This is a genomic window from Rhodoferax sp. GW821-FHT09E07 (genome assembly GCF_059416145.1).
In genome coordinates, this window is the sequence record NZ_JBWKOP010000003.1 from 49,725 (window position 1) to 75,697 (window position 25,973).

Consider the following 25,973-nt stretch of genomic DNA (forward strand, 5'->3'; position numbering starts at 1 on the left):
GACTTGCGTCAGCTCCGCAGGTAAGCCAACGCACCCTGCCCGGCTTTGGCACCGCTGGCAAAGCAGGCCTGCAACAGGTAGCCGCCCGTCGGTGCCTCCCAATCCAGCATCTCGCCAGCGCAAAACACGCCTGGCAATTGCTCCAGCATCAGGTCTGGCGTGAGCACCTCAAACAACACACCACCCGCAGTGCTGATGGCTTCGTCCAGCGGGCGTGCAGCCTGCAGGGTGACGGGCAAGGCTTTGATGGCTGCGGCCAGGCGGACGGGGTCGTTCACCGCATCCTTGGGCAACAGCTCGTGCAGGATGGTCGCCTTGATACCGTCCAGATGCAGCCGACTTTTCAGGTGGTTGGAGAGAGACCGGCTGCCACGCGGGTGGCGCACCTCAGCCAGTACCTTCTCAGGCGACATATCGGGCAGCAAATCCAAATAAAAGGTGGCGTGGCCTGTACGGATGATCTCATCGCGCAACAGGCTGGACGCGGCGTAGACCAAACTGCCCTCCACACCCCCGGCAGTCGCCACAAATTCGCCTTTGCGCAGGAAGGTGACCCCCTGGCTATTGGTGAACGCCATGGCCACCGACTTGAAGGGCTGCCCGGCAAACCTGGTGCTGAAAAACTCGCTCCAGCCCCCCTGCACATCAAAGCCGCAGTTGGACGGCAGCAACGGTGCAACCGCTACGCCTTGCTGCGCCAGCAAAGGCACCCATGCGCCGTTGGAGCCCAGTCGCGCCCAGCTCCCCCCACCCAGTGCCAGCACCGTGGCTTTGGCCCGCACGGGCTGGCGCCCTTGCGGAGTGTCCAGCAGCAGCGTGGGCCCGTCCCAGCCCACCCAGCGGTGGCGCATATGGAACTGCACGGCCACGCCCTCGGCATGGACCGGCCGACGCAGGCGTTGCAGCCAGGCACGCAACAAGGGGGCTGCCTTCATGTCTTTGGGAAACACCCGGCCCGAAGTGCCCACAAAAGTCTCAATGCCCAAGCCCTGCGCCCAGGCGCGCAAACCATCGGCATCCAGCCCCTGCAGCAGCGCGGCAATGGCGCCACGCCGGGCACCATAGCGGCCGGCAAAGCGATCCGCCGCATCCGAATGGGTCAGGTTCAGCCCGCCCTTGCCAGCCAGAAGGAATTTGCGGCCAATGCTGGGCATGGCGTCAAACAGATGGACGGCCACACCGGCATCGGCCAGCACCTGCGCAGCCATCAGACCGGCGGGGCCACCACCAATCACGGCCACCTCCACGTCCAGCACAGGCAGGTTTGAGAGAACGGCGGGCGAGGAGTCAGAAACAGTCATTCAAGGAATATCCGGGGTGAGTTCGATCAGACGCCCCTGGGGCGTCAAAAAGGCAGCATGCACAGCCTGACCGGGATAGGCCAGTTGCACGACGCTGCGGTAGGTCAAAAGTTGGGCACGCAGCTCGGCCTGTTCTTGCGGTCGGGCGGTGGACTTGTAGTCCAGCACCCACCAGCTATTGTCGTCGCGCCGCTGCACCAGGCGGTCCATGCGCAGCACGCGGCCCTGGTGGGTAATAGCCACTTCGTTCGCATGCCACTGCAGGACCTGGGTGTCCCAGGCCCAAGCCCCCTCTCCTTGCAGAATGGCCAGCGCCATCTGGGCCGCAGTGTGGGTTTGTTCGGCATCCAGCGCAAAGGCCTGCCCGGCGCGTGCCAACTGCTGCCCGGTCCACGGCGCCCACTCCAGCAGGCGGTGCATGGCCTGGCCGATGCGCGACTCCAGGCTATCAGCAATCTCATCTGCTACCAAAACAGGAGCTGCTTGCGCAATGGATACGGGGGCTAGAGGCCTATTTGGCAAAATTTTCAGCGTCACTATCCCTTCAGCATCTGCCGCAGCGGCGTGCAAGGGCGTGGTGGCTTCTGCATCACCCAGCGGCCAGGGCGCTTCGCTGGCATGGGGCTGCAGGCGTTGCCACCAGCTGCCGGGGTTCTCGCGGTGCGGCGCCATGCTGGAGAGCACCAGGGTGGTCTGCGTGCGGGTCAACGCCACGTAGAGAGCGTTGAGTTCTTCGCGGCTGCGCGCCTGCTGCTCGGCCGCCAGCGTGTCGGCCACGCAGGCCGGTGGGCGCGATTCGCTGGCCAGAAACACAAAGCGGCGCGGGTAAGCGTCTTCGCCCGGCCAGTCCACCAGCACGCCCATGGTTTCGGACTTGGTGGGTTCACCGTCGGTGTCCAGCATCAGCACCAGCGGCGCCTCCAGCCCCTTGGCACCGTGGATGGTCAACAGGCGCACGGCCTGCGCATCGGCACGCACCGGCGCCGCAATGCCACCGGCCCGCAGCGCACGCACCAAGCCATAGGCCGTGGTGTAACGTCCACCGTCCACCTGCAATACCGCATTCAGCAACGCCCGCACATTGGCCAGCACGCTGTCGCGCAGCGTGGCTGGGGCCGCCGCGGCAAAGCGCGCCAGCACATCGCCGTCGTCGTAGATGGCGCTCAGCGCATCGTGCGGGGGCAAGGTGTCCAGCCACTGCTTCCAGCGCGCCAAGGTGGCACCCAGCGGCTGCAGAGTGAGTGGCAAATCGGTCGCGGTCTGCAGCGTCTCCAACCAGCCCACCGTTGCGGTGTTGCCGTCTGCCATGCGGCGCTGGGCCTGCAGCTGGCGCTGCTGGAGCACCAGAGCCACCAGATCGTCATCGCTGGCGCTGAACAGCGGCGATTTCAGCGCGCGCGCCAGCGACAGGTCGTGCTGCGGCGATACCAGCACATCCAGCAAGGCCACCAGGTCCTGCACCTCGGGCGCGTCGCCCAGTTCATTTTTCTCGGGCTGTTGGGCGGGTATGTGCAGCTCTGCCAATTCCTGCTGCATGAGCGCCAGGCGCTCGCGCTTACGCGCCAGCACCATCACGTGCTGGGGCAGCAGGCTGCTGCCAGGCTGGGCCAGTTGCTGGGCCAGCCATCGCGCAGCCTGGCGGCACTCCAGGGTTTTGCGAGTGTCTTCCACCTCGTGGCGGGGCACGGTCAAACTGTCGCGCCACGCAGACTCTACTGCTGCGGTCTCGTCACCCACTGAGGCATCGCGCTCCATGCGGGGCAGTCGCAACACCGTGCCGGTGGCCGTCGATTCCGTGCTGTGGTTGCGGAAACCGTCGAATGTGCCCTCGTCTTGGGCCTGCGCCATCACGGCGTTCACTACGTCGATGATGGCCGGCGCGTTGCGCCGTGTGTGGTCACAGCTCAGCAGATCACCGCCCAAGCCCTGCACGACAAAGGCCTTGGCCGCGCGGAACACCTGCGGCTCGGCCCGGCGGAAGCGGTAAATGCTCTGCTTGGGGTCACCCACAATGAACACACTGGGCGCGTTACCCGCGCCTGCGTACGACGACAGCCAGCTGCTCAGCGCCTGCCATTGCAGCGGGTTGGTGTCCTGAAACTCGTCAATTAGCAAGTGACGCACACGCGCATCCAGTCGCTCCTGCACCCAGCCGCTGAGCTCCACATCCGACATTAGCGTGAGCGCAGCACGCTCCAAGTCGCCCATGTCAATCCAGCCCCGCTCGCGCTTGAGTGCTGCGTAGTCGTTCAGCAGGCCGCGCGCCAGCCGCGCCATGCGTTGCTGGTGCAGCCAGGCTTCGTGCTGGGCCTGCGCATCCACCACCTGGGCCAGCAGCGCTTGCGCCGCCTGCACCGTATCGATGCCCGCCAGTTTGTCGCTGAACTTGCGGGGCGTGCCCTTCTGCGTCATCAAGGCGTCCACCACGCCATCCAGATGTGCATCCGTCAGCGCCCGCTCCAGGGCAGCCGCGGCCTTGGTCGCCGTTACCAACGTGCTGGCACCCAGGGCGCGCGCGCTGTCCCACAGCAGTTGCTGCACCGTGGCCTGAGCCAGGCGGTCCTGCGGGGCGTCCACCCCGGCAAAGTCCGGGTACTGCGCCGCGAAGTGGGTGACCGAGGCATCCACCACAGCGTGTGCGTCGGCCAATGCAAATTCGGTGCGCTTGTTCAGCGCCGCCTCCAGTGCCTTGTGCGTCTGGTGACGGCCAAAAGTGGCCATGGCGGCGCGGTAGTCAGCGTTGGCCACGTCGTCCTGCACGATACGGCTTTGGAACCGCCCCCACACCTGCGCTACCGCCTGTGCATCGTTCTCCAGCAATTCATACTGCGTGGGCAAGCCCATCTGGTGCAACACCGACAGCGGTGCGCTGCGCAACAACGCAGCAAACCAGCTGTGGAAGGTGCGAATCTGCACCGGCCGGCCACTGCCCAGCAGTTGCGCATGCAAGCCGCGCAAGGTGTGCAGCTGCGCCGCCGTGGGTTCACCACGTAAGCCGCGCTGCTGCAGGGCCACCCGCAGCGTGGCATCATCAGCGGCGGCAAATTCTTGCAGCCATTCCTGCAGGCGCTGGCGCATTTCGCCCGCGGCCTTTTTGGTGAAGGTGATCGCCAGGATGTCTTGCGGCGCAGCGCCTTCCAGCAGCGCCCGCACCATGCGGGACACCAGCATCCAGGTCTTGCCTGCGCCCGCGCAGGCCTCCACCGCCACGCTGCGGCGTGGGTCGCAGGCAATCTCGTAAAAGCGCTGGCGCTCCACCAGCGCGCCGTTGTGTTCAAATGCGGCGGCGGTGCTCATGCGCTGGTCCATCCATCTTTGCGGCACAAGCCGCGCGCCTGGCAAAAGTCGCACACCACGCCGTCGCCCAACGCGGGCAGCCGCTCCCCTTGGGCAATGCGCTGCATGTCGTCGAGCATGCCGGCAATCAGCGCGTCCCTTGCGTGTACCACCTCGGTCTGCTCGCACAGCACCGTGCCATCGCGCTCCCCCACATTCACATAGGCGGCGCGCAGCGTGTCGTGCGGCAGCAGTGCAGCGTAGAACGCGATCTGTGTGTCCTCCATAGGGTCCTTGACGCGCGAGCGGGTCTTGGCCGTGGGCTCCGTCTTGTAGTCCAGCACCATCACCGTGCCGTCCTTCAGGGTGTCGGTGCGGTCGATGCGGCCCACCAGCTTGAGGTTGCCGATGCGCTGGGTGTGCGAAGTCTCGCCACTCGCAAACACGCCGCCCTCCGCCTCGTACTTCTCCAGCCAATGCAAGTAGCCGTCGCGCACTGCGGGCCAGGCCGCAGCAAAGGACAAGAACTCGCCCTGGGGCAAGGCCATCTCTGCCGTTTGGGCGTCTGCCATCTGGTCCAGCAGCACGGAACGCGCCGTACGGTCAGCCACGGGCTGTGCGGCCAGCTCTTCGTGAAAGCGCTGCAACACGGCGTGCAGCCACAGACCAAAGTCGCGTTTGTCCACACCCGCATCCAGCTCGTCGTCCGACTTCAGTCCCAGCTGGCGCAGGGCAAAGAATCGGTAGGGACACTGACGCAGGTCCTCATACGCGCTGGCGGATAGCTGCGCCACAGGCACCCTAGCGCCGACGGGTTGCGGTGGCAGCACCGGCGCGAGCGGCACTTCACGCTCGGCACGCGGGTCATCCCCTCGCGGCACGTTGGAGTGTTGCAATTCCAGCAGCTGTACCAAAGCGCTGGGCATCAGGGCCTCGCCTGCGTCGTCGCTACTGCGCCACAGCACATCGCAGTGCGGGGACTGCAGCGCAAACTGCCAGGCCGCACGCAACTGCGCTTCCAGGTCCGCCCGGGCAGGGAACCCAAGCGCTGCACGCTGCACCGGCGTCCAACCCCCTGGCGGTTCTGGCGAGGGGTTCAGGCGCACCTCGTCACAACCCGCCAGCACCACGGCCGCAAAGGGGCGGGCCAACATCTGGCTCATGGGCAGGATCACCACCTGCTCTTCGTCGGGGTAGTCGGGCTGGAAGCTGGTGCTCTCCAGCGCCTGGTTCACCCAAGCCGTGAATTCGGCCAAGTCCCATTTGCTCTGGGCCCACAGGGCGTCGCCCAGCAACCCGGCCCAGCGCGCGGGGTCTTCGGGCGCCAGGCGCAACGCGGCCAGCACCTTGGCGCCGGCGCCGTCCTGCTGCAAGGGCTCCCATAGGCCAGAGGCGTGCAGCATCTCCTCCAGTGCGACCAGCCAGCCCTGCAGGGACTTGCGACCTGCCAAACCCGTGCGCCAAGTCTTTACCAGCGCATGGGCCTCTACCAAATCGGCCTCCCGCACCACTGCAGGGGACGTGGCTGCATCGCGCCAGTCCCGCACCTGATCACGCCGCAGCGCACGCTCCAGCCGGTGCACCCACGGCAGGGCTGTGGGGGACTGCTTGAGCCAGGCCAACACCGCATCGGCCGAGGCATTCCAGACGGCGGCTCGCAAGCCCGCCATGACGGACGCCGCAGCCAGGCTGGTGGAAAGCTTCCAGCCGTTCTCATCGCGCATGCGCACGCCAGCGCCTTCCAGCATGGCACGCACCCGGCGCGTCAAGGCACGGTCCGACGATACCAACGCCAGCGGAAACCGGTCTTCTGCAATATGGCGCAGCGCGCAGGCAGCGGCACACTGGGCTTCGTCTTCCGTGTCCAGGCAGGCATGCAGCGCCAGCGTTCCTGTGGCGACATCTGCGTCCCCGGTTGCCAGGGGCAAGGCCACGAGCTTGTGCTGCCACAGCGTTTGCAAACCGGCAGCCAGTGGGTCCGCCGCCAGCCCCTGCACCAGGATCAAGCAGTCCAGTGACGCTACCACCCCGGTATCGAACAGCGCGTCACTGGCGTAGGCCGATGCGGCAGCCCACTCCACGGCCACGCGAGCCACCTGGGCCTCCCAAGCCAGGGCTTCGCTTTCCATGCCCAGCACCGCCTGAAACCGCGCCGCCTGCGCCCACGCGGCACGGCCTTGCGGTCCCGCCGCAGCCGCCAACGGGGCGAGTTGGCCAGCCGCCTGCACCAGCATGGGCGCCAGGTCCTCTCGCCCAGCCATGCCACTGCGAGCCAGCAGGGCCTGGGCGGTCAGCGTGTCGATGGCGGTGTCAAAGGTAATGTCCAGAGGCCCCAGGGCAAAGCCGCCACTAGCGGATACCCAATTCAAGGTGGTTTCAAAACGGGGGGCAAAGCCCTGTGGGTAGAGGCTGGGCCACACGCGCTGGGCCAACGGCAGTAGCTGGGCATAAGGCAGCAGCACCAGGGTACGCGCCGGGTGGGCACCCAGGCGCTGCATTTCGACCGCGATGCGTGCAAGCACACCCGTTTTCGGGTCCAGCCAAAGCGCCATGGCGGGATGTTCTATGCCATAAGCAAAGGCCCTGAGTGCCTTTGGAAAATCGCTTTTGGCTATGCTGGCCATAGTCGCAAAGGCATCGGTGGTGGGCTTGGTTTCTGTCACAATGCCGCAACTTTAGCTGTTATAGCAATCTCCCAAAGGAACCATCATGGCCAGCGAACTCATCAAACACGTTACCGATGCCACATTTGAAGCCGATGTACTGGGCGCAGCCCAACCCATTCTGGTGGACTACTGGGCTGAGTGGTGCGGTCCTTGCAAGATGATTGCCCCCATCCTGGACGAAGTCTCGACCACCTACGAAGGCAAGCTACAAGTGGCCAAGATGAATGTGGACGAAAACCGCGACATCCCCGCCAAATTCGGCATCCGCGGCATCCCTACACTGATGCTGTTCAAGGGCGGCCAACTGGCTGCCACCAAGGTGGGGGCTCTGAGCAAGGCCCAACTGACCGCCTTTATCGACCAGCAACTGGCCTGAACGGCCTTCAGAAATCGCCTCCCTACGGAGGCGATTTCATTTGGAGCCCACTCAGCGGCTTGGCTCCGGAACAAAATTCAGCATCGCAGTATTTTCCTGTCATAATCTTTTCTGTTCACCCGCCCAACCCAAGGCGGGCGCCGATTCCCGGCACAGAACGCAGAGGCGCATAAACAGTTTTGCCTCTCCCTCCCCCAGATTTTTGTAATTCGCCGAACATCGGTCAACGCCCTCACCGGGACCCACTCCATGCACTTAAACGAACTCAAGGCACTGCACGTGTCTGAAGTCCTCAAGCAAGCCGAAGAACTCGAAATCGAAAACACGGGCCGCATGCGCAAGCAGGAGCTGATGTTTGCCATCATCAAGAAGCGGGCCCGCACCGGCGAGCAGATCATTGCGGACGGTGTGCTGGAAATCCTGCCTGATGGTTTTGGCTTCCTGCGTAGCCCTGACACCAGCTACACCGCCAGTACTGATGACATCTACATCAGCCCTAGCCAGGTGCGCCGCTTCAACCTGCACACGGGTGACATGATCGAAGGCGAAGTGCGCACCCCCAAGGACGGAGAGCGCTACTTTGCCCTGAACAAGCTGGACAAGGTCAACGGTGGCCCCCCCGAGGGCAACAAGCACAAGGTCATGTTCGAAAACCTGACGCCCCTGTTCCCCAAGGAGCAGATGAAGCTGGAGCAGGACATCAAGGGGGAAGAAAACATCACCGGCCGCGTGATCGACATCATTGCGCCCATCGGCAAAGGCCAGCGCGCCCTGATCGTGGCCCAACCCAAGAGCGGCAAGACGGTGATGATGCAACACATCGCCCACGCCATTTCGGCCAACTACCCCGACAGTTACCTGATGGTGCTGCTGATTGACGAGCGCCCCGAAGAAGTGACCGAAATGCAGCGCACCGTCAAGGGCGAGGTGATTGCGTCCACCTTCGACGAGCCCGCCGCCCGCCACGTGCACGTCGCCGAAATGGTGATCGAACGTGCCAAGCGTTTGGTCGAACTGAAGAAAGACGTGGTGATCCTGCTGGACTCCATCACCCGCCTTGCGCGTGCCTACAACAACGTGGTGCCCTCCTCTGGCAAGGTGCTGACCGGTGGTGTTGACGCCAATGCGCTGCAACGCCCCAAGCGATTCCTGGGTGCAGCCCGCAATGTGGAAGAAGGCGGCTCGTTGACCATCATCGCCACAGCCCTGGTCGACACCGGCAGCCGCATGGACGAAGTGATCTTTGAAGAATTCAAGGGCACCGGCAACTCTGAAATCCACCTGGACCGCCGTTTGTACGAAAAGCGCGTCTTCCCGTCCATCCAGCTCAACCGCAGCGGCACGCGTCGTGAGGAGCTGCTGCTCCAGCCCGAAATCCTGCAAAAAACCCGCATCCTGCGCCAGTTCCTCTACAACATGGACGAAATCGAGTCGATGGAGATGGTGCTCAAGCAAATGCGCGCGACCAAGAACAACAGCGAGTTCTTCGACATGATGCGCCGGGGCGGATAAGCTATAATCTTGGGTTTTCGCGACAAGTACACGGGTTTTGAATTGGGCAGAGGTTTGCCCGAGGGCCTGATGCGGCTAGCGCAACTGATGGAGAAGATATGAAAGAAGGCATTCACCCCAATTACCGCGAAGTGTGCTTCCAGGACATGTCCAACGGCTTCAAGTTCGTGACACGTTCCTGCGCCAACACCAAGGAAATGATCGACATGGAAGACGGCCGTAAGCTGCCCCTCTTCAAGCTCGACACGACCAGCGAATCGCACCCTTTCTACACCGGTACACAGAAATCCGTGGACAACATGGGTGGTCGCGTGGAGAAATTCCGCAATCGCTTTGGCAAGACCGCAGCCAAGTAATCTCTGGCTTCAGGCCTTGGCCTGTTGACCTGCAAGAGGCAGCCCGGAGAACCGAGCTGCCTTTTTTTTGCCCCAATTTGAAGTCCCTCGTCCACTTGTGAACCACCCGAATCCTGCCATCGTGGCCCAAGCGGCCGTGCGCCGCCTCCCGCGCTGGGCCTTGGTACTTTTGTGCTTGGCCTATGTATGTGCCGGGTTCGTAGGCCGTGAAGCTTGGCGCAGCGAGGACATGGCGGCTCTCGGCTATATGGGGGCGCTGGCGCACAGCGAATCCAACTGGATGCAGCCCGAACTGTTAGGAGTGACGCCAGACAACGGGGCGCTGTTGCCCTATTGGTTGGGTGCCTGGGCCATCCAGTTGTCCCCGCCCGGTGTGCCACTGGATTTTGCGGCACGTGTGCCTTTTGGACTATTGCTAGCCTTGGCATTGCTCGCCACCTGGTACGGCACCTACTACTTGGGACGCAGTCCTCTGGCCCAGCCCGTGGCATTTGCCTTTGGCGGAGAGGCTTTGCCCACTGACTATGCACGCGCCATGGCCGATGCCGGGGTTCTGGCCTTCGTGGCCAGCTTGGGCCTGGCCCAGTTGGCCCATGAAACCACCCCAGCGCTGGCGCAGTTGGCGTTCAGCGCCCTGCTGTTTTATGCCGTAGGTGCCTTGCCCTATCGCAAAGCAGGGCCGACCATAGCAACGGTTGTAGGGTTGGCAGGCCTGACACTTTCAGGAGCCCCGGCCCTCGCAGTGCTATTCGGACTGGGTGGCGCAGTGATTCACTGGCGCGAAAAACAGCCTGACGCATCTTCTGGCTCCGGCACGCTGTCGCGACGGGCTGGGGAAACCCTGGGCCTGCTATTGGCCACTTTGGCAGTGGCAATGTTGGCCAAGCACCTCCATCTGTGGCGTTGGAAAATTGTTTGGCCCAGTTGGAGTTGGGCAGACTGGAATGGCTACGCCCAGTTGCTGATCTGGTTTACGTGGCCCAGTTGGCCTTTGGCCCTGTGGACGGTGTGGCGCTGGCGCTACCAGCTCTTTACATTGCGCATGGCGCGCCATGTCGCCTTGCCCGCCTGGTTTGCCCTGGTCACAGTCATGGCGACCTTGGTATCCAGCGCTTCCGACCGCACACTGTTGCTCGCTCTGCCCGCCTTGGCGTCGCTAGCAGCATTCGCGCTGCCCACGCTTAAGCGTCAGGTTGCGGCCTTGATCGACTGGTTTACCCTGCTGTTTTTCTCTGGCTGTGGCTTCACCATCTGGGTGGTATGGATTGCCATGCAAACCGGTTTTCCCCGCCAGCCAGCAGCCAATGTGGTTCGGTTGGCGCCCGGGTTTGAACCTAGCTTTTCAGGGGTCGCGTTGGGCTTCGCGCTGGCGGCCACCTTGGCCTGGGCGTGGCTCGTCCGCTGGCGCGTGGGCCGCCACCGCGCGGCGATTTGGAAGAGCTTGGTGTTACCCGCAGGAGGCGCCGCGCTGTGCTGGCTTCTGCTCATGACGCTCTGGATGCCGCTACTAAACTACGCGCAAAGCTACACCGTACTGGTGCGCAGCGCCGCGGAGCGGGTGGGCACCCGCTGCGTGCAAATCGCCAACCTGAGCCCCGCACATATTGCCGCACTGCAGTGGTATGGCCACCTCGACCTGCAGAGTGGCAGCATCGCCTCAGCGTGCCCATGGATGCTGAGCGAACCCGGACTAGACATGGAAGTCAGTGAACAGATCGACACCACTGTGTGGGCTCCGAACACCCTGCTACGCCATCCTGTGGACAAAGGTGATGCGATCTGGTTGCTGCACCGACGCTGACTGCGCGGCCGCGCTAGGCCGCTAGCCGCACGGGCTCCAAGCTAGGGCGCACCCGCAGCGCTGAAAACAAGATGGAGAAGCACGATCCCTTGCCGGGAACGCTCTCAATGGTGAGTTCGGCAGCATGGCGTTGAGCCACGTGCTTGACAATCGCCAACCCCAGCCCCGTACCACCGGTATCGCGCGATCGGCTGCGGTCCACCCGGTAAAAGCGCTCGGTTAGACGCGGCAGGTGCTCTGGCGCAATACCAGGTCCGGTGTCCTGCACCGATAGCACGCCGCCGCCCACGGGCAGGGCATTCCACACCACGCGAATCGTCCTGTCCGCCGGGGTGTAGCGAATGGCATTGCCAACCAGGTTGAACACTGCGCTGTGCAACTCGCTGAGCGAGCCCGCAATCTCCGAGTCCTCACCCAGGTCAAACACAATGTCCTGGGCCTCACCCCACAGCATGCGCGAGAGGTCCCCCGCTTCTTGCCGACACTGGCGCAACAGGCCATGCACCGACACCCAATCTTGGGCCGATGGCAGCGGGCTGCCCTCCAGGCGCGACAGCATGAGCAAATCATTCACCAGGGTCTGCATGCGCTCGGCCTGCTGGGACATCAATGCCAAATAGCGCTGCCGCTCGGGTTCCTCCAGCGGCAAGGACTGCAAGGTCTCCACAAATCCGGCCAATACCGTCAGTGGCGTGCGTATTTCATGCGAGACGTTGGCCACAAAGTCGCGACGCATGGCCTCGGCCTGCTCCACGGCCGTGATGTCTCGCGACAGCAACAGATTGCGGCCTTCGCCATAAGGGTGCAGATGCACCGACAGTTGTATTGGCTTGGAGCTCGTGCTGTCGCGCCCCGGCATCACCACATCGTGCCGAAAATCACGCTCCGCCATGTAGGCGGCAAAACCTGGGTCTCGGACCAGGTTGCCAAAATGCTGGAGCATGTCACGGCGCACATCGAAGCCAAAATGCTCGGCAGCAGTCTGGTTGAACCATTCGATGCGCCCCTGTGCATCCAGCAGCACCACGCCGTTGGGTGAGGCCTGCAAGGCCGCCAAAAAGTCCTGCAGCTTGCTTTCGCTCTCTATGACTTGGCGCTCGCGGGTTCGCAACAAGCGGCGCATGCGGTCCGCGGCTTCACCCCACAAACCTTGGCCCAAGGCGATATCCGTGGACTCGCCGCGGCGCAGCCAACCCAGCAGGCGCAAGCCGCGGGAGGCATCCAGCAGCAGCCACACATACCCACTGGTCACGGCCGCAATGCTCGCGGTCAAGATGCGATCCGGTTCGCGTGACAAATACCAACCCAACGTCCCTGCAATACCTTGCAGGAGCACAAACGACAGCAAACGCCACACCATAGAGGGGACGCCGCGTCAGGCGCTGGCCTTGTCAGCCACCACGGCAACCGCGGGCTTGGCAGTCAAGCGGTAGCCCGCACCACGCACGGTTTCCACCATGGCGCCAGCCTGGGCCAGCGCTTCGCGCAGCCGTTTCACATGCACGTCCACCGTGCGTTCCTCGATATAGACATGGTCGCCCCAGACCTTGTCCAGCAACTGGGCTCGGCTGTGTACGCGCTCCGCATGGCCCATGAGGTAGTGCAGCAATTTGAATTCGGTAGGCCCCAGCTTGAGGGCCTGCTCCTGGAATGACACACGGTGCGTAGCCGGGTCCAAGCTGAGTCCGGCAATGGCGATCAACTCACCCGCGTCTTCAGGCGCACGGCGACGCAGCACAGCGCGCACCCGGGCCAGCAGCTCCTTGGTGGAAAACGGCTTGGCAATGTAGTCGTCCGCACCAGCGTCCAGCCCTGCCACGCGGTCGGCCTCGTCGCCTCGGGCGGTCAGCATGATGATGGGAACGTCCTTGGTACGCGAGTCAGCGCGCCAGCGTTTGGCCAGCGTCAACCCGCTCTCGCCGGGCAGCATCCAGTCCAGCAGGATCAGGTCGGGCACACCCGCATCTATCTCGCGTTGGGCGGACTCGCTGTCCATGGCCCAGCGCGGACGAAAACCGTTGTGCCGCAGGTTCACGGCTATCAACTCGGCAATCGCCGATTCGTCCTCCACGATCAAGACGGCGGGCATGTTTCTCATTTGACGATGGACTCGATTTTTTCCATGGTGGAGTGGCGAACATCTTCGCCCTTGACCACATAGATGATGAATTCAGCGATGTTCTTGGCGTGGTCGCCAATGCGCTCGATGGCTTTTGCCAGGAACAACAAGTCCAGGCTGGGCGAAATCATGCGGGGGTCCTCCATCATGTAGGTCACCAGTTTGCGCACAAAGCCGTCGAACTCGGCGTCGATCAGGTCATCTTCCTTGAGGATGGTGACGGCTGCATTCACATCCAGACGAGCAAAGGCATCCAGCGCCTTGTTCAGCAAGCCGGAAGCCAGATCCGCCGCCACGCGCAATTCCAGCGAGGGCAGCGAACGGGGCGCACCGCTCTGGATGATGGAGCGCACCATGCGTGCGATCTTCTCTGCCTCGTCCCCCACGCGCTCCAGGTTGGCCGTGGTCTTGGAGATGGCGATCAGCAAGCGCAAGTCACGCGCAGTGGGCTGGCGGCGCGCAATGATGGACGACAGATCGCGGTCGATCTCAATTTCCATGGCATTGACACGGGCTTCACGGGTGGTGACCTCATCGGCCACCTCCACGCTGAACTGCGAGAGCGCATAAATGGCCTGACGAATCTGGGACTCGACCAGACCACCCAGCTCCATCACCTGCGAGGACACGGAAGTCAGTTCGCTGTCGAACTGCGTGGACAAATGTTTATCGGACATGGTTTCCTCTCTGCTCTCAACCGAAACGGCCGGTGATGTAGTCTTCTGTCTCTTTGCGTGTGGGCTTGAAGAACATCTGTTCCGTGGCACCAAACTCCACCAGATCGCCGAGGTACATGTAAGCCGTGAAGTCGCTGCAACGGGCGGCCTGCTGCATGTTGTGCGTCACGATGACCACGGTGTAGTCGTTCTTCAGTTCGACGATCAACTCTTCCACCTTAGCGGTGGAAATGGGGTCCAGCGCCGAGCAGGGCTCATCGAGCAACAGCACTTCGGGTTTGATCGCAATGCCGCGTGCAATGCACAGGCGCTGCTGCTGACCACCCGACAGGCTGGAGCCACTTTGGTGCAGCTTGTCTTTCACCTCGGTCCACAGGGCCGATTTCCGCAACGCCCACTCCACACGCTCTTCCATGTCTGTGGCGTTGAGCGACTCGAACAACTTCACGCCAAAGGCGATGTTGTCGTAGATGGACATGGGGAACGGCGTGGGCTTCTGGAACACCATGCCGACCTTGGCGCGCAACAGCGCCACGTCTTCCTTGCTGGTCAGCAGATTCTGGCCGTCCAGCAGGATCTGGCCTTCAGCGCGTTGCTCGGGGTAGAGCTCGAACATGCGGTTGAAGATGCGCAGCAGCGTGGATTTTCCACAGCCCGATGGGCCGATGAAAGCGGTAACTTTCTTCTCGGGAATTTCCAGGTTGATGCCCTTCAGAGCGTGGAACTTGCCGTAGTAGAAGTTCAAATCCTTGACAGAGATCTTGGACTTGAGGGGGGTGTTTGCGGTTTGGATCATGGTTTTACTCGGTTCGGTGCGGGCGCTAGGGCCTCAGGCCTTGGTACGGGTCAACACGCGGGCCAGAATATTCAGGCCCAGCACAGCAATCGTGATCAGGAACACGCCGGCCCATGCCAGTTGCTGCCAGTTTTCATAAGGGCTCATGGCGAACTTGAAGATCGTGACCGGCAGGCTGGCCATGGGTTCGCTCAAGGAGGAGGTCCAGAACTGGTTGCTCAACGCGGTGAACAGCAGTGGCGCAGTCTCACCCGCAATACGGGCCACGGCCAGCAGCACACCCGTGATCACACCAGCCCGGGCCGACTTGAGGGTGATGCTCAGGATCACCTTCCATTTGGGCGCACCCAGGGCGTAGGCTGCTTCACGCAGACCGGCAGGCACCAGCTGCAGCATGTTCTCGGTAGTGCGAATCACCACCGGAATCACGATCAGCGACAGCGCCATGATGCCGGCATAGCCCGAGAAGGACTTGAAGCGCGACACCACCACGGCGTAGACAAACAGGCCCACGATGATGGAGGGTGCTGACAGCAGGATGTCGTTCACAAAACGCACGGTGGCAGCCAGCCAGCTCTTGCTGTCGAACTCGGCCAGGTAGATACCGGCCATGATGCCGATGGGGGTACCCACAAACGTGGCCAGCAGCACCATCAAAAAGGAGCCGTAAATGGCGTTGGCAAGACCGCCCGCTTCGTTGGGCGGCGGCGTCATCTGGGTCAGCGTAGCCAAGGTCATGCCGCCAATACCGAGGCGGAAGGTTTCCCACAGGATCCAGAACAGCCAGACCAGGCCAAAGGCCATGGCCGCCATAGCCAGGGTCGTGGCAACGACATTGACCCGTTTACGCTGGGCAAAGCGCGCAGCGCGTGCCTCGTGGACAGCGCGGGCCTGTTGAAGTGCAGTTGCGGTGCTCATGATTTAGCGCCTTCAGCCTTGCGCAGACGCGACAAGAGCAGTTTGGAGAGAGACAGAATCACAAAGGTGATGAAGAACAGCACCAGCCCCAGATACATCAGCGCGGCCTGGTGCAGGCCTTCAGCAGCCTCAGCAAACTCGTTGGCCAGAGCCGACGTAATGCTGTTGGCTGCCTGGAACACGCTGAGCGAATCCAGCTGGTTGAAGTTGCCGATCACGAAGGTCACGGCCATGGTCTCGCCAATCGCACGGCCCAGACCCAGCATGATGCCGCCGATGACACCGGTCTTGGTGTAGGGCAACACCACCTTGTAGACCACTTCCCAGGTGGTGGCACCCAACCCGTAAGCAGACTCTTTGAGCAGTGGGGGGGTGACTTCAAACACATCGCGCATCACCGCCGAAATGAACGGGATGATCATGATGGCCAAGATGATGCCGGCCGACAGGATGCCGATACCCACGGGCGGACCGGACACAAAGGCACCCAGGTAGGGAACGCCCGTCAGCAGCGCCTGCAGAGGCTGCTGCACATAGGTGGCCAGCACCGGGCCAAACACCAGCAGACCCCACATACCGTAGACGATGGAGGGAACCGCAGCCAGCAGTTCAATGGCGGTACCCAGCGGGCGCTTGAGCCAGGTGGGCGACAGCTCGGTCAGAAACAGGGCGATGCCAAAGCTCACCGGCACCGCAATCAACAGAGCGATCAGCGAGGTCGCCAGCGTGCCGTAAATCATGACCAGACCACCGAAGTCTTCCTGCACCGGATCCCACACGGTCCGGGTCAAGAAGCTCAGACCGTACTTGCTGATGGCAGGCCAGGCGCTGATGGTCAACGAGGTCAGGATTGCCAGCAGCAGGGCCAGTGTCAGCAGGGCCGCACCTTTGGCCATCCAGCCAAAAAAGCGGTCGGCCAAGGGGCCCGAACGGGCACGTTTCACAGGCGGTGGTTGGGTCATGGCACGCGAAGAAAAAGTGGCAGTCGGGCTGGACGGGGAATCCCCATGCACGAGTGTAGATGACATGGGGAGGTTCTCCATCAGGTCCGTGTCAACGCGCTTTTACTTGTAGGCAATGGCTTTGCCAGCGCCGTCCTTGATCTCGCCCCAGGACTTCTGGATCAGAGCCACCACCGATGCGGGCATGGGCACATAGTCCAGATCAGCCGCAGTCTTCTCACCGTTGGCGTAGGCCCAGTTGAAGAACTTCAAGGCTTCAGTGCCGTTGGCGGGCTTGTCTTGTTTGGCGTGCATCAGGATGTAGGTGGCGCCAGTGATGGGCCAGGATTCCTTGCCAGCCTGGTTGGTCAGGATTTGGTAGAACGACTTGCTCCAGTCGGCACCGGCTGCGGCGGCCTTGAAAGTGTCATCCTCAGGCTTCACAAAGTTGCCAGCGGCGTTTTGCATCACGGCATAGTTCAGCTTGTTTTGCTTGACGTAGGAGTACTCCACGTAGCCCATGGAGTTGGGCAAGCGGGACACGAAGGCGGCCACGCCTTCGTTGCCCTTGCCACCGGCGCCCACGGGCCAGTTCACGGCCGTGCCCTCGCCCACTTTGGCTTTCCACTCCGCGTTCACCTTGCTCAGGTAGTTGGTGAAGATGAAGGTGGTGCCAGAACCATCGGCGCGGCGCACTTGGGCGATCGCTGCGTCAGGCAGGGGCAGTGTGGGGTTCAACGCCTTCAGGGCAGGGTCGTTCCACTTGGCAATCTTGCCCAGGTAGATGTCGCCCAGCACTTGGCCGTTGAGTTTGAGTTGGCCGGGTTCGATGCCCTTGACGTTGATCACGGGCACCACGCCACCGATCACGGTGGGGAACTGCACCTGACCCTTGCTCTTCAGCACCTCGTCGGTCAGGGGCATGTCGGAAGCACCGAAGTCCACGGTCTTGGAGTCGATTTGCTTGATGCCACCGCCGGAGCCGATGGACTGGTAGTTCACCTTCACGCCAGTAACTTTGTTGTAGTCAGACGCCCACTTGGCGTAGATGGGAGCGGGGAATGTGGCACCCGCACCGGTAATTTCCTGCGCCGAGGCGCCCGTTGCAAAGCCCAGCATGGCCGTCATGGCGGTTGCCAAGGCTGCGCGTTGGAACAAGTTTTTCATGGATGACCTTCAGTCAGTTGGTTAAAGAAACTAGGAACGATTGAACTTTAAGAAGCTTTTATGACAGGCATGTGACATACAGCGCACCCCATGCCCTTCCCGTCCTTTTTGGCATTTGTCACCCATTTTTCAAGCTCGCGTCACAAAGTCGTCACACAAGCTTTTTACGCTCCGCGCTTACCTGCGGTGCGGTCCTCCGGGAGGGGCTCATGTGTAAAAAGTGCCATTAGCCTCCGTGGAATATGCGTTAGCAGCTCCTTATTTAATAGCAAAAACCATGACACCATCGCTGGACACCCCTCATTTCTTGCTCACCCGCCGCCGTTTGCTGGGCGCACTCCCTTTGGGCATGGCGGCATGCGCCCTGCCCGCCTGGGCCCAGGGCCCACGCGCCAGCCTGCCCGGCCCCACGGTGCTGCAGGTGGTGGATACCTCGGCCAGCCAGATTGACGTGTCCAAAGATTTTCTGGTCGGTGCCAGAGCCGCCTGGCAGGACCTCAATGCCCGGGGTGGGCTGCGCGGCAAGGCCGTACGCCACCTGGTGCTGGAAGTGGACGGCAGCGCCAGTTCCATACGTTCGACCGTGGACACCCTGAAGAACCTGACCGACTGTGTGGCCGTGGTCGGCACGGCCGGCGACCGCGCTGCCAGCCAACTGGCCACCCTGCTGCGCCGCGAAGCACCCGACATCGCCCATGTGGCCCCCTGGCTGCACAACACTGGCGCCGACAACCAGGACAGCACCTTTGGCATCTTCGCCACGCGGCAGGAGCAGATCACCCACGCGGTGAAATCGCTGTCCGTCATGGGCGTGTCAGAGATCGGTGCCGTGTTTGGCTCACAAGCCGAATACACCAGCTACCGCGACGACCTGGAGCAGGTGGCCACGGGCCTGGGTATGCGGCTCAAGACTTACTACCCCTCCAACGGCCTGCAGGCCTTGGCCAGCACGCTCAACGCGCAAAGTCCGCGCATCCTGATTTTTCTGGGCGGAACGCCCGAGCTGGTGCAATTTGCCCAGGGCATCGAGAAGCAGGCCGCCCAGCGCTATATCGTCGCCATGTCCGATGTGAACCTTCAGGCGTTGCAGCAGCTGGGTGTGTCACGCTTCACGCCCGTCATCGCCACGCAGGCCGTGCCCCTGGTCAACGGCAACCAACCCATCGTGCGCAGCTACCGCGAGACGCTCACGCGCCTGTACGACGAGCCCCCCACGCCACAGAGCCTGGCCGGCTACATCTCGGCCCGCTACGCCCAAGACGTGCTACAGGCTGTGGAAGGTCCGTTGAACCGCGCCAGCGCCTTGCAGGCATTCGCGCGCCGCGCGCCCATGGACCTGGGCGGCTTTCGCATCAACCCCGACAACAAGCGCAAAAGCAGTGCCTTTGTGACCCAAAGCATGGTGGCCGCCGATGGCCGGCTGGTGGGCTGACGCTGCGCCCCGGCGCATGGCGCCGGTGCTATGCTCCACCACGCTTTTCAAACTATTTACCTTTGGCAACGTCGATGCAAAACGGAAACCGCCTGGCCGCTGTGGACTTGGGCTCCAACAGCTTTCGCCTGGAAATTGGGCGGGTAGACCACGGTGAGTTTCTGCGCACCGAATACCTCAAAGAGACCGTACGCCAGGGCGGCGGCCTGGACGAAGACCGCAACCTGACCCCCGCTGCCATGGAGGCTGGCTGGGAATGCCTGGCACGATTTGGCGAACGCCTGGCCGGCTTCAAGCCGCACGAGGTGCGCGCCGTAGCCACCCAGACGCTGCGTGAGGCACGCAACCGCGACGCCTTTTTGGAACGCGCCAATGCCGTGCTGGGCTTCCCGATCGACGTCATCTCCGGGCGCGAAGAGGCCCGGCTGATCTACCAAGGCGTGGCGCAAATGCTGCCCGCCTCCGAGGAGCGCCGCCTGGTCATTGACATTGGGGGTCGCTCCACCGAGCTGATTTTGGGCACCGGCCTCACTCCCACCGTCATGGAGTCGTTTCGCGTGGGCAGCATTGCCTGGTCCAAGCGCTATTTCCCCGATGGCGGCTTCAGCAAAAAATCATTCGAGATGGCCGAGATTGCGGCCAAGGCGGTGCTCGACGAGGCCCTGGACGCCTACCCCCGTGACCGCTGGGACACGGCTTATGGCTCCGCCGGTACCGTAGGCGCCATCGGTGACGTCCTGGTGGCCGCAGGCTGGCCAGCGGGCGTGGTTACCCAGGACGGTCTGGACTGGCTGCTGGAGCGCCTGATTGCCGCCCAAAATGCCGACCGCCTGCGTATGCCCGGCATGCGTGAAGACCGCCGCGCCATCATTGGCGGCGGTGTCAGCGTGATGCGCGCCGTCTTCAGTCTGCTGGGCATCACCGAAATGCAGCACGCCACTGGCGGCCTACGCCACGGCCTGATCTGCGACCTGATGGGTGCCACCCAGCAATTTGGTGACATGCGTGCCAAGAGCGTGGAGCGCTTGGCACAGAAATTCAGCGTGGACACGGCCCACGGCGAGCGCGTGGGCCAGGTTGCGGCCCAGCTGCTGCAACAGGCCTTGGGCATTTCCGATGCCCAGGCCCAAGACGAAGAATCCGAGGCAGGCAGCCAAATGCGCAAACTGCGGTGGGCCGCCATGCTGCATGAGATTGGCAGCCACATCTCCCACAGCGATTACCACAAGCACGGTGCTTACATTCTGGACAACGCCGATGCAGTGGGCTTCTCGCTCTCGGAAATGCACCGTCTGAGCCTGCTGGTGCTGGGCCACCGCGGCAAGCTGCGCAAGCTGGAGTCTTCCTTGGGGCAGGATGATTTGGTGCTGCAGCTGCTGTGCCTGCGGCTGGCCGTGATCCTGTGCCACGCGCGAAGGGCTCCCGATCTGCAAGGCATGGCCTTGCACCGTGCCAGCGCCAAGAGTCGCCAGCTGGAACTGGTGTGCCGGCCCGGCTGGGCCGCCGCCTTCCCCCAGTCGGCCCACCTGCTGCGCGAAGAAACCCAGGCCTGGCAGAAGACGCCCTGGAGCCTGGAGATCAGCGGGCTCTAGGCCCGCCTCCCCAAACCGTCAGACGACGCGACGTTCCCACAGGCCTACACCGGCCTGCTTGGCATCGTGCTTGGCCAGGGCGGCGAGGTTAGCCACGTCCTCGGCCCGCGTGTACTGGCTGCCGTCAATGGCGACTGCGCCAATCGACAGCGTGGTGCACGCAAAGAAGCGCATCACGCCATGGCGGTCCTCAGCCTCAATGCCACCCCGCAGTCGGGCCTCTTCGTCAAACATGGCCTGCGCACGTTCGGCAAACTCCTCCACCAGACGCTCGCAACGCAGCTGCCAGTCAGGGCTCTGGAAGAGCAAGATGAAATCATCGCCCCCCACATGACCCAGAAAATCGCGTTGTGGGTCGCACTGTTCCATGGCAATGCGCGCCATCAGGCGGATCATCTCGTCTCCACGCCAGTAGCCGTAGTAATCGTTGAAGGGCTTGAAGTTATTCAGGTCGGCGTAGCAGGCCACAAAGTGCACTTCTTTTTTCAGCAGCCGCTCAATATGCTGGCTGATGGGAATATTGCCTGGCAAAAAGGTCAACGGGTTGGCATGGCGGGCTGCCTCGATGCGTGTCTCGGTCACTGAGCGCACCAACTGATCCCCCGTGCCCAAACCCATGTAGCGACCGTTTTCCGTTGCGATGAAACCGTCCGACAAATAGCGCTGATCCTGTGAGGTCAGGATGCCGACCAACTCATCTACGCAGTGCTCGCGCTCAATCAGGCGCGGTTCGCGGTTGGCATGCACGGCGCAGGACTTGCGCCCCCAGACCTCGCGGTAGTAGAGCTTGGTGTACTCGTTCATGAACTGCGCGCGGTTGATGATGCCCACCGGACTGTCCTCCTCCAGCAGCGCTACCGCATGCAAGGTGGGGTGCTCCAGGAACAGCTCGGCCAGTGCGTCATTGCTGGTCTCAGGCGTCACCGTGGGGGCACGCAACAGCGACAGGCTGCGCAAATGCCCACCCTGCGACGCACGGCTGAGCTCAGGAAACACCACCACCTGGCGCTCACTGAGGACCCGCTGGGGGTCGACCCCCAGGTACTTTAGCGGCGCACGATCCGGGTGGCCCAAAAAGTAGCCCTGACCATATTCAATGCCCAGATCACGCAGCACCCGCAAATCTTCGGCGGTCTCTATGCCTTCGGCGACCAACGAACTACCAAAGATCGTGGCAATCTGCTGCAGCGCCTGGATGGTCTTGAGTTTGTCGCCATGCTCGCTGATATTGCGCGTGAAGTACTTGTCGATCTTCACCACCTCAGGCTTGAGCTGCGACCACAGCCGCAGGCTGGAGTGGCCGTCGCCAAAGTCATCCAGTGCCAGTGACACTCCGGCAGAGCGGATATCGTTTACCACCTCGGCCAGGCGGTCCATGTTGGCCACACGTTCGTGCTCGGTGATCTCCAGCACCAGCATGCGCGGCACCACGCGCATATCCTGGATCCAGCGCAGTAAGCCATCACGCCCCTGCAGTTCCACAATGCGCGTCAGCGCATTGGCGCTGATGTTCACAAACAGCCGCCCCACCCCACGCATATGGCCCCACTGACGCAACGTGGCCATCACACAAGCACACTCAAATTCGTAGCCCAGATTCTCGAGCGCTGCTGCGCGCAGCAAACTGTCGGGGGTGTGCATGGGTGTGCCAGCAGGACCCCGTATGAGAGCCTCGTGCGCGTAGATCGACGCATCTGCCAGATTCACTATCGGCTGGAACACGGGATACAAAGTCCCGTCTCTCAGCACTTTCTCCAGCGGGCCGGGTTCGCCCTTCACCGCGGAGCGGTTGGCCACCAAACGCAAACTTGTAGTTGGCATGGCATGGATTCCAAAACGACTAGGGAGTCAGTCTAGAAAATCCATGTGACAACACCATGACAAAACCGTGTCACGCCATTTTGCAGAAAAACGTAAACAATATAAACTGTATATACCGTTTAATTTTTTTCAAAGGAAACCACGTGACGACTGCAGATACTGCCACCGCTATTGAGACCAAGGCTCCAGCCAAGACCAGCCCCAAGGCACCAGCAAAGCCGGCCACCAAGGCCACGGCCAAGGCGCCCGCAAAGACCGTGACCCAAGCAACGCCCAAGCCCGTCGTCAAAGCCAAGGCCTCCGTCGCCAACAAGCCTGTAGCCGTGGTGAAAAAGTCTGCCCCCAAATCCGTGAAGGCCGCTGCCAAGCCAACCGCAAAACCCGCGGCTGCTCCGGTCGCCAAGGTGAAGAAGCCCAAGATGGTGCGTGACAGCTTCACCATCCCCAAGCCCGAATACGACGTGCTGGATGTGCTGAAGCTGCGTGCTGCGAAACAGGGCACACCGGCCAAAAAGACCGAACTGATCCGCGCAGGCATCAAGGTACTGGCAGCACTGTCCGACACCGCTTTCAAGGCAGCGCTGCAAGCCGTTCCCAGCCTGAAGACCGGCCGCCCTGCCAAGGCCAAAAAAGCCTGAAACAGAACAGGGTTTAGAGCACTTCGGGGGATTGCACCGTGACCACCACGGTCTGTGCAATACCCTCGCGCTCGCGATGGCGCAGCCACCAGATCGCGCCTTTTTTCACGGCACAGTCCGCCTCGGCCAAGCCCAACAGGCGTGCAATGGTGTGACCCAAGGTGGGCTGATGGCCCACCACCAGCACACAGCCCTTGGCGTGCGGCCAGTGCACCAAGTCCAGTAGGTCATCCACCGTGGAGAGTGGCGCCAGCGCCGCATGGGTCTTGAACTTGCGGCCCAACGCCTGGGCGGTTTGCTCGGTGCGCAAAGCCGGACTGGCCCATATCTTGGCGCCGTCCGGCAACTGGCGGTCCAGCCAACCTGCCATGCGGGTGGCCTGCTTCTCGCCCTTGGCGGTCAGGGTGCGCACCATGTCGTCCCCCACCAGCTCCAGATCAATGGCCTCTGCGTGCCGCCACAAAATCAGATCCATCGCCCCTACTCCCCTTCAAGCTTTGTCGTTGCGCGCGTAACGTCCCATCAGCGCGGCCTGGGCGCCGTGGGCAGGCACGTCGGCGCGTGCTTCCTGCCGGTGGTACACCCCATCTGCGCCCAGATCCCAGGCGTCCACGCCATCGTGCAGGTAGGCCACCAGACACTCATCCACAATGCGCTGGCGCTGCACGGGATCCGTCACCGGCCAGGCCAATTCCACCCGGCGCACCATATTGCGGTTCATCCAGTCGGCGCTGGACAGGTAGAGGTCTTCCACCTCGCCCTGGCGGAAATAGAACACGCGCGAGTGCTCCAGAAACCGGCCGATGACCGAGCGCACGCGGATGTTGTCGGTATAGCCCGGCACTTGTGCCGGCAGCATGCAGGCGCCGCGCACAATCAAATCAATCTTCACGCCTTGGCTGCCTGCGGCCATCAGACTGCGGATCAGCGCCTCATCGGTCAGTGAATTCATCTTCACCACGATGCGCGTCTCCACGCCGCGTGCGGCAGCCGTGCCGAGGGCATCGATCTTGGCCATCAATTTGCGATGCAAATAAAACGGTGCCAACCACAGCTTGGACAAACGCGGCAGTTTGCTCTGGCTGGCCAGGTGCACAAACACATGCTCCATGTCCGTGGTCAACGCGGCATCCGCCGTGAGGTGGCTCACGTCGGTGTACAGCTTGGCGGTGCGCGGGTTGTAGTTGCCGGTAGAGAGATGCCCGTAACGCTTGAGCGACTTGCCCTCGCGCCGCGTGATCAGCATCATCTTGGCGTGGGTCTTGAGGCCCACCACGCCATACACCACCTGCGCGCCGATGGACTCGAGCATCTCGGCCCAGTTGATGTTGGCCTCTTCGTCAAAGCGGGCCTTGAGCTCCACCACCACGGTCACCTCTTTGCCGCGGCGCACCGCTTCGCGCAGCAGGTCCATGAGCTCGGAATCTGCCCCCGTGCGGTAAATGGTCTGCTTGATCGCCAAGACCTGCGGGTCATTCACGGCCTCGCGCAAAAACCGCAGCACGCCATCAAAGCTCTCAAACGGCTGGTGGATCAGAATGTCCCGATGTTTCAGCTGCTCAAAGATGGAATGGTTCGCCTGGATCTGTACCGGATAAGACGCACGGTACGGCGCAAAGCACAGGTCGGGGCGGTTGGCCAGGTCAATCAGCTGGGTGAGGCGCACCAGGTTCACAGGACCGTGCACGCGGTACAGCGCCTTGGCGGGCAGCGCAAACTGCTTGAGCAAAAAGTCCGCCAAATGCTCGGAACAACCGGCTGACACTTCCAGACGCACGGCTTGACCGTAGTGGCGGTGCACCAGGCCCTGGCGCAAGGCGGTGCGCAGGTTTTGCACATCGTCTTCGTCCACCGCCAGATCGGAATGGCGCGTCACACGGAACTGTGAGAACTGCCCCACCACGCGCCCCGGAAACAACTCATCCAGATGTGCCCGGATGATGCTGGACAGCGACACGAACCAGGCCTTGTTGCCCACCAGCTTGTCGGGCATGCGGATCAGGCGCGGCAGCACACGGGGCACTTTCACGATCGCGATTTCGTTCTCGCGCCCAAAGGCGTCCTTGCCGCTCAACCGAACAATGAAGTTCAGCGACTTATTGGCCACCTGGGGAAACGGGTGTGAGGGGTCCAGTCCGACGGGAATTAACAGCGGGCGCACCTCGCGCTCAAAGTACTGCTTGACCCAGGCGCGCTGGGCGGCATTGCGCTCACCATGCGAGAGGATGCGCAAGCCCTGGGCTTCGAGTCCCGGCATCAGTTTTTCGTTGTACAGCGCGTACTGGCGCGCCACCAGTTGGTGCAGCGCATCGGCCAGTCGATCAAACGAATCCACCGAGTACTGACCCTTGCGGTCGTTGGCCTGGTAGGCACTCAGGTGCGGCTCGGCCCGCACCTCGAAAAACTCATCCAGGTTGCTCGAGACGATGCACAAAAAACGCAGCCGCTCCAGCAACGGCACATCGTCACGCACCGCCCAGTCCAGCACCCGCTCGTTGAACGCCAGAATGCTGTGGTCACGGTCCAGCAGTGCGGGGGGCGCGGATTGCACCAACGCGAGAGGCTTGCGGAGAAAAGACGGCAT

20 protein-coding genes are annotated in these 25,973 nt (G+C 62.5%); 7 read left to right on the forward strand and 13 right to left on the reverse strand.

The genetic code is table 11. From position 1 onward, the window contains the following. Nucleotides 1–8: 8 nt before the first annotated feature. From AC07OE_RS06010 to AC07OE_RS06020, 3 genes are read right to left on the reverse strand one after another with little or no spacing between them, the layout of a single operon-like run. Nucleotides 9–1,301 (reverse strand): TIGR03862 family flavoprotein, encoded by a 1,293-nt coding sequence (locus AC07OE_RS06010; protein WP_495069654.1) that lies wholly within the window; start codon nt 1,299–1,301, stop codon nt 9–11. Further along, nucleotides 1,302–4,598: a UvrD-helicase domain-containing protein gene (locus AC07OE_RS06015; RefSeq protein ID WP_495069655.1), complete on the reverse strand. Its 3,297-nt coding sequence runs from the start codon at nt 4,596–4,598 to the stop codon at nt 1,302–1,304. Continuing rightward, entirely contained in the window at nt 4,595–7,129 is a 2,535-nt protein-coding gene (locus tag AC07OE_RS06020) for a PD-(D/E)XK nuclease family protein (RefSeq protein ID WP_495069656.1), read from the reverse strand. The genes AC07OE_RS06015 and AC07OE_RS06020 overlap by 4 nt, the downstream gene beginning before the upstream one ends. Before the next feature lie 157 nt (nt 7,130–7,286). Here AC07OE_RS06020 and trxA point away from each other — a divergent pair, with 157 nt between their 5' ends. The 4 genes from trxA to AC07OE_RS06040 all read left to right on the forward strand — a co-directional run bounded on the left by trxA (nt 7,287) and on the right by AC07OE_RS06040 (nt 11,288). Further along, nucleotides 7,287–7,619 (forward strand): thioredoxin TrxA, encoded by a 333-nt coding sequence (gene trxA, locus AC07OE_RS06025; RefSeq protein WP_310342054.1) that lies wholly within the window; start codon nt 7,287–7,289, stop codon nt 7,617–7,619. Nucleotides 7,620–7,868: 249 nt separating this feature from the next. Continuing rightward, nucleotides 7,869–9,131 carry a transcription termination factor Rho gene (gene rho, locus AC07OE_RS06030; RefSeq protein ID WP_296465607.1) on the forward strand — a complete coding sequence of 421 codons (1,263 nt, stop codon included), beginning with the start codon at nt 7,869–7,871 and terminating at the stop codon, nt 9,129–9,131. Between the two features lie 98 nt (nt 9,132–9,229). Then, on the forward strand, nt 9,230–9,487 hold the full coding sequence (locus AC07OE_RS06035; protein WP_138516054.1) for a type B 50S ribosomal protein L31: 258 nt from the start codon (nt 9,230–9,232) through the stop codon (nt 9,485–9,487). A gap of 97 nt (nt 9,488–9,584) precedes the next feature. Next, entirely contained in the window at nt 9,585–11,288 is a 1,704-nt protein-coding gene (locus AC07OE_RS06040) for a hypothetical protein (protein WP_495069657.1), read from the forward strand. A 13-nt stretch (nt 11,289–11,301) separates the two neighbouring features. On the opposite strand, the gene phoR is transcribed toward AC07OE_RS06040, so the two are convergent. From phoR to pstS, 7 genes are all read right to left on the reverse strand, one after another. Then, nucleotides 11,302–12,648, reverse strand: a complete 1,347-nt coding sequence (gene phoR / locus AC07OE_RS06045) for a phosphate regulon sensor histidine kinase PhoR (RefSeq protein ID WP_495069658.1) — start codon at nt 12,646–12,648, stop codon at nt 11,302–11,304. 15 nt (nt 12,649–12,663) lie between these two features. Continuing rightward, on the reverse strand, nt 12,664–13,386 hold the full coding sequence (gene phoB, locus AC07OE_RS06050; RefSeq protein WP_495069659.1) for a phosphate regulon transcriptional regulator PhoB: 723 nt from the start codon (nt 13,384–13,386) through the stop codon (nt 12,664–12,666). After that, nucleotides 13,383–14,084 carry a phosphate signaling complex protein PhoU gene (phoU, locus tag AC07OE_RS06055; RefSeq protein WP_495069660.1) on the reverse strand — a complete coding sequence of 234 codons (702 nt, stop codon included), beginning with the start codon at nt 14,082–14,084 and terminating at the stop codon, nt 13,383–13,385. The genes phoB and phoU overlap by 4 nt, the downstream gene beginning before the upstream one ends. Nucleotides 14,085–14,100: 16 nt before the next feature. Next, nucleotides 14,101–14,880 carry a phosphate ABC transporter ATP-binding protein PstB gene (pstB, locus tag AC07OE_RS06060; protein ID WP_495069661.1) on the reverse strand — a complete coding sequence of 260 codons (780 nt, stop codon included), beginning with the start codon at nt 14,878–14,880 and terminating at the stop codon, nt 14,101–14,103. Nucleotides 14,881–14,913: 33 nt separating this feature from the next. Then, nucleotides 14,914–15,798: a phosphate ABC transporter permease PstA gene (gene pstA / locus AC07OE_RS06065; protein WP_495069662.1), complete on the reverse strand. Its 885-nt coding sequence runs from the start codon at nt 15,796–15,798 to the stop codon at nt 14,914–14,916. Then, nucleotides 15,795–16,760, reverse strand: coding sequence for a phosphate ABC transporter permease subunit PstC (gene pstC / locus AC07OE_RS06070; protein ID WP_495070079.1), 966 nt, complete (start codon nt 16,758–16,760; stop codon nt 15,795–15,797). Before pstC ends, pstA begins: the two co-directional genes overlap by 4 nt. Before the next feature lie 102 nt (nt 16,761–16,862). After that, nucleotides 16,863–17,906, reverse strand: coding sequence for a phosphate ABC transporter substrate-binding protein PstS (gene pstS / locus AC07OE_RS06075; protein WP_495069663.1), 1,044 nt, complete (start codon nt 17,904–17,906; stop codon nt 16,863–16,865). A 277-nt stretch (nt 17,907–18,183) separates the two neighbouring features. Between pstS and AC07OE_RS06080 the strand changes: the two genes are divergently transcribed. Together AC07OE_RS06080 and AC07OE_RS06085 are read left to right on the forward strand one after the other, a co-directional pair. Beyond that, nucleotides 18,184–19,338 (forward strand): ABC transporter substrate-binding protein, encoded by a 1,155-nt coding sequence (locus AC07OE_RS06080; RefSeq protein WP_495069664.1) that lies wholly within the window; start codon nt 18,184–18,186, stop codon nt 19,336–19,338. A 74-nt stretch (nt 19,339–19,412) separates the two neighbouring features. Beyond that, nucleotides 19,413–20,930 carry a Ppx/GppA phosphatase family protein gene (locus tag AC07OE_RS06085; RefSeq protein ID WP_495069665.1) on the forward strand — a complete coding sequence of 506 codons (1,518 nt, stop codon included), beginning with the start codon at nt 19,413–19,415 and terminating at the stop codon, nt 20,928–20,930. Between the two features lie 18 nt (nt 20,931–20,948). Here AC07OE_RS06085 and AC07OE_RS06090 read toward each other — a convergent pair whose 3' ends face one another. After that, the gene (locus tag AC07OE_RS06090; protein ID WP_495069666.1) at nt 20,949–22,751 is read right to left on the reverse strand and encodes an EAL domain-containing protein; all 1,803 of its coding nucleotides are present in this window, start codon (nt 22,749–22,751) and stop codon (nt 20,949–20,951) included. A gap of 143 nt (nt 22,752–22,894) precedes the next feature. Between AC07OE_RS06090 and AC07OE_RS06095 the strand changes: the two genes are divergently transcribed. Beyond that, nucleotides 22,895–23,389, forward strand: a complete 495-nt coding sequence (locus tag AC07OE_RS06095; RefSeq protein ID WP_495069667.1) for a hypothetical protein — start codon at nt 22,895–22,897, stop codon at nt 23,387–23,389. 13 nt (nt 23,390–23,402) lie between these two features. Here the strand turns inward: AC07OE_RS06095 and AC07OE_RS06100 are convergent, their stop codons facing one another. Further along, the gene (locus tag AC07OE_RS06100) at nt 23,403–23,864 is read right to left on the reverse strand and encodes a SixA phosphatase family protein (RefSeq protein WP_495069668.1); all 462 of its coding nucleotides are present in this window, start codon (nt 23,862–23,864) and stop codon (nt 23,403–23,405) included. 15 nt (nt 23,865–23,879) lie between these two features. Beyond that, the gene (gene ppk1, locus AC07OE_RS06105) at nt 23,880–25,973 is read right to left on the reverse strand and encodes a polyphosphate kinase 1 (RefSeq protein ID WP_495069669.1); all 2,094 of its coding nucleotides are present in this window, start codon (nt 25,971–25,973) and stop codon (nt 23,880–23,882) included.

Excerpts from the sequence above, each read along its gene's own strand:
- AC07OE_RS06010 (WP_495069654.1), bottom strand. The coding sequence starts at position 1,301 with ATGACTGTTTCTGACTCCTCGCCCGCCGTTCTCTCAAACCTGCCTGTG.
- AC07OE_RS06015 (WP_495069655.1), bottom strand. The coding sequence starts at position 4,598 with ATGAGCACCGCCGCCGCATTTGAACACAACGGCGCGCTGGTGGAGCGC.
- AC07OE_RS06020 (WP_495069656.1), bottom strand. The coding sequence starts at position 7,129 with ATGGCGCTTTGGCTGGACCCGAAAACGGGTGTGCTTGCACGCATCGCG.
- trxA (WP_310342054.1), top strand. The coding sequence starts at position 7,287 with ATGGCCAGCGAACTCATCAAACACGTTACCGATGCCACATTTGAAGCC.
- rho (WP_296465607.1), top strand. The coding sequence starts at position 7,869 with ATGCACTTAAACGAACTCAAGGCACTGCACGTGTCTGAAGTCCTCAAG.
- AC07OE_RS06035 (WP_138516054.1), top strand. The coding sequence starts at position 9,230 with ATGAAAGAAGGCATTCACCCCAATTACCGCGAAGTGTGCTTCCAGGAC.
- phoR (WP_495069658.1), bottom strand. The coding sequence starts at position 12,648 with ATGGTGTGGCGTTTGCTGTCGTTTGTGCTCCTGCAAGGTATTGCAGGG.
- phoB (WP_495069659.1), bottom strand. The coding sequence starts at position 13,386 with ATGAGAAACATGCCCGCCGTCTTGATCGTGGAGGACGAATCGGCGATT.
- phoU (WP_495069660.1), bottom strand. The coding sequence starts at position 14,084 with ATGTCCGATAAACATTTGTCCACGCAGTTCGACAGCGAACTGACTTCC.
- pstB (WP_495069661.1), bottom strand. The coding sequence starts at position 14,880 with ATGATCCAAACCGCAAACACCCCCCTCAAGTCCAAGATCTCTGTCAAG.
- pstA (WP_495069662.1), bottom strand. The coding sequence starts at position 15,798 with ATGAGCACCGCAACTGCACTTCAACAGGCCCGCGCTGTCCACGAGGCA.
- pstC (WP_495070079.1), bottom strand. The coding sequence starts at position 16,760 with ATGACCCAACCACCGCCTGTGAAACGTGCCCGTTCGGGCCCCTTGGCC.
- pstS (WP_495069663.1), bottom strand. The coding sequence starts at position 17,906 with ATGAAAAACTTGTTCCAACGCGCAGCCTTGGCAACCGCCATGACGGCC.
- AC07OE_RS06080 (WP_495069664.1), top strand. The coding sequence starts at position 18,184 with ATGACACCATCGCTGGACACCCCTCATTTCTTGCTCACCCGCCGCCGT.
- AC07OE_RS06085 (WP_495069665.1), top strand. The coding sequence starts at position 19,413 with ATGCAAAACGGAAACCGCCTGGCCGCTGTGGACTTGGGCTCCAACAGC.
- AC07OE_RS06090 (WP_495069666.1), bottom strand. The coding sequence starts at position 22,751 with ATGCCAACTACAAGTTTGCGTTTGGTGGCCAACCGCTCCGCGGTGAAG.
- AC07OE_RS06100 (WP_495069668.1), bottom strand. The coding sequence starts at position 23,864 with ATGGATCTGATTTTGTGGCGGCACGCAGAGGCCATTGATCTGGAGCTG.
- ppk1 (WP_495069669.1), bottom strand. The coding sequence starts at position 25,973 with ATGCCGTCTTTTCTCCGCAAGCCTCTCGCGTTGGTGCAATCCGCGCCC.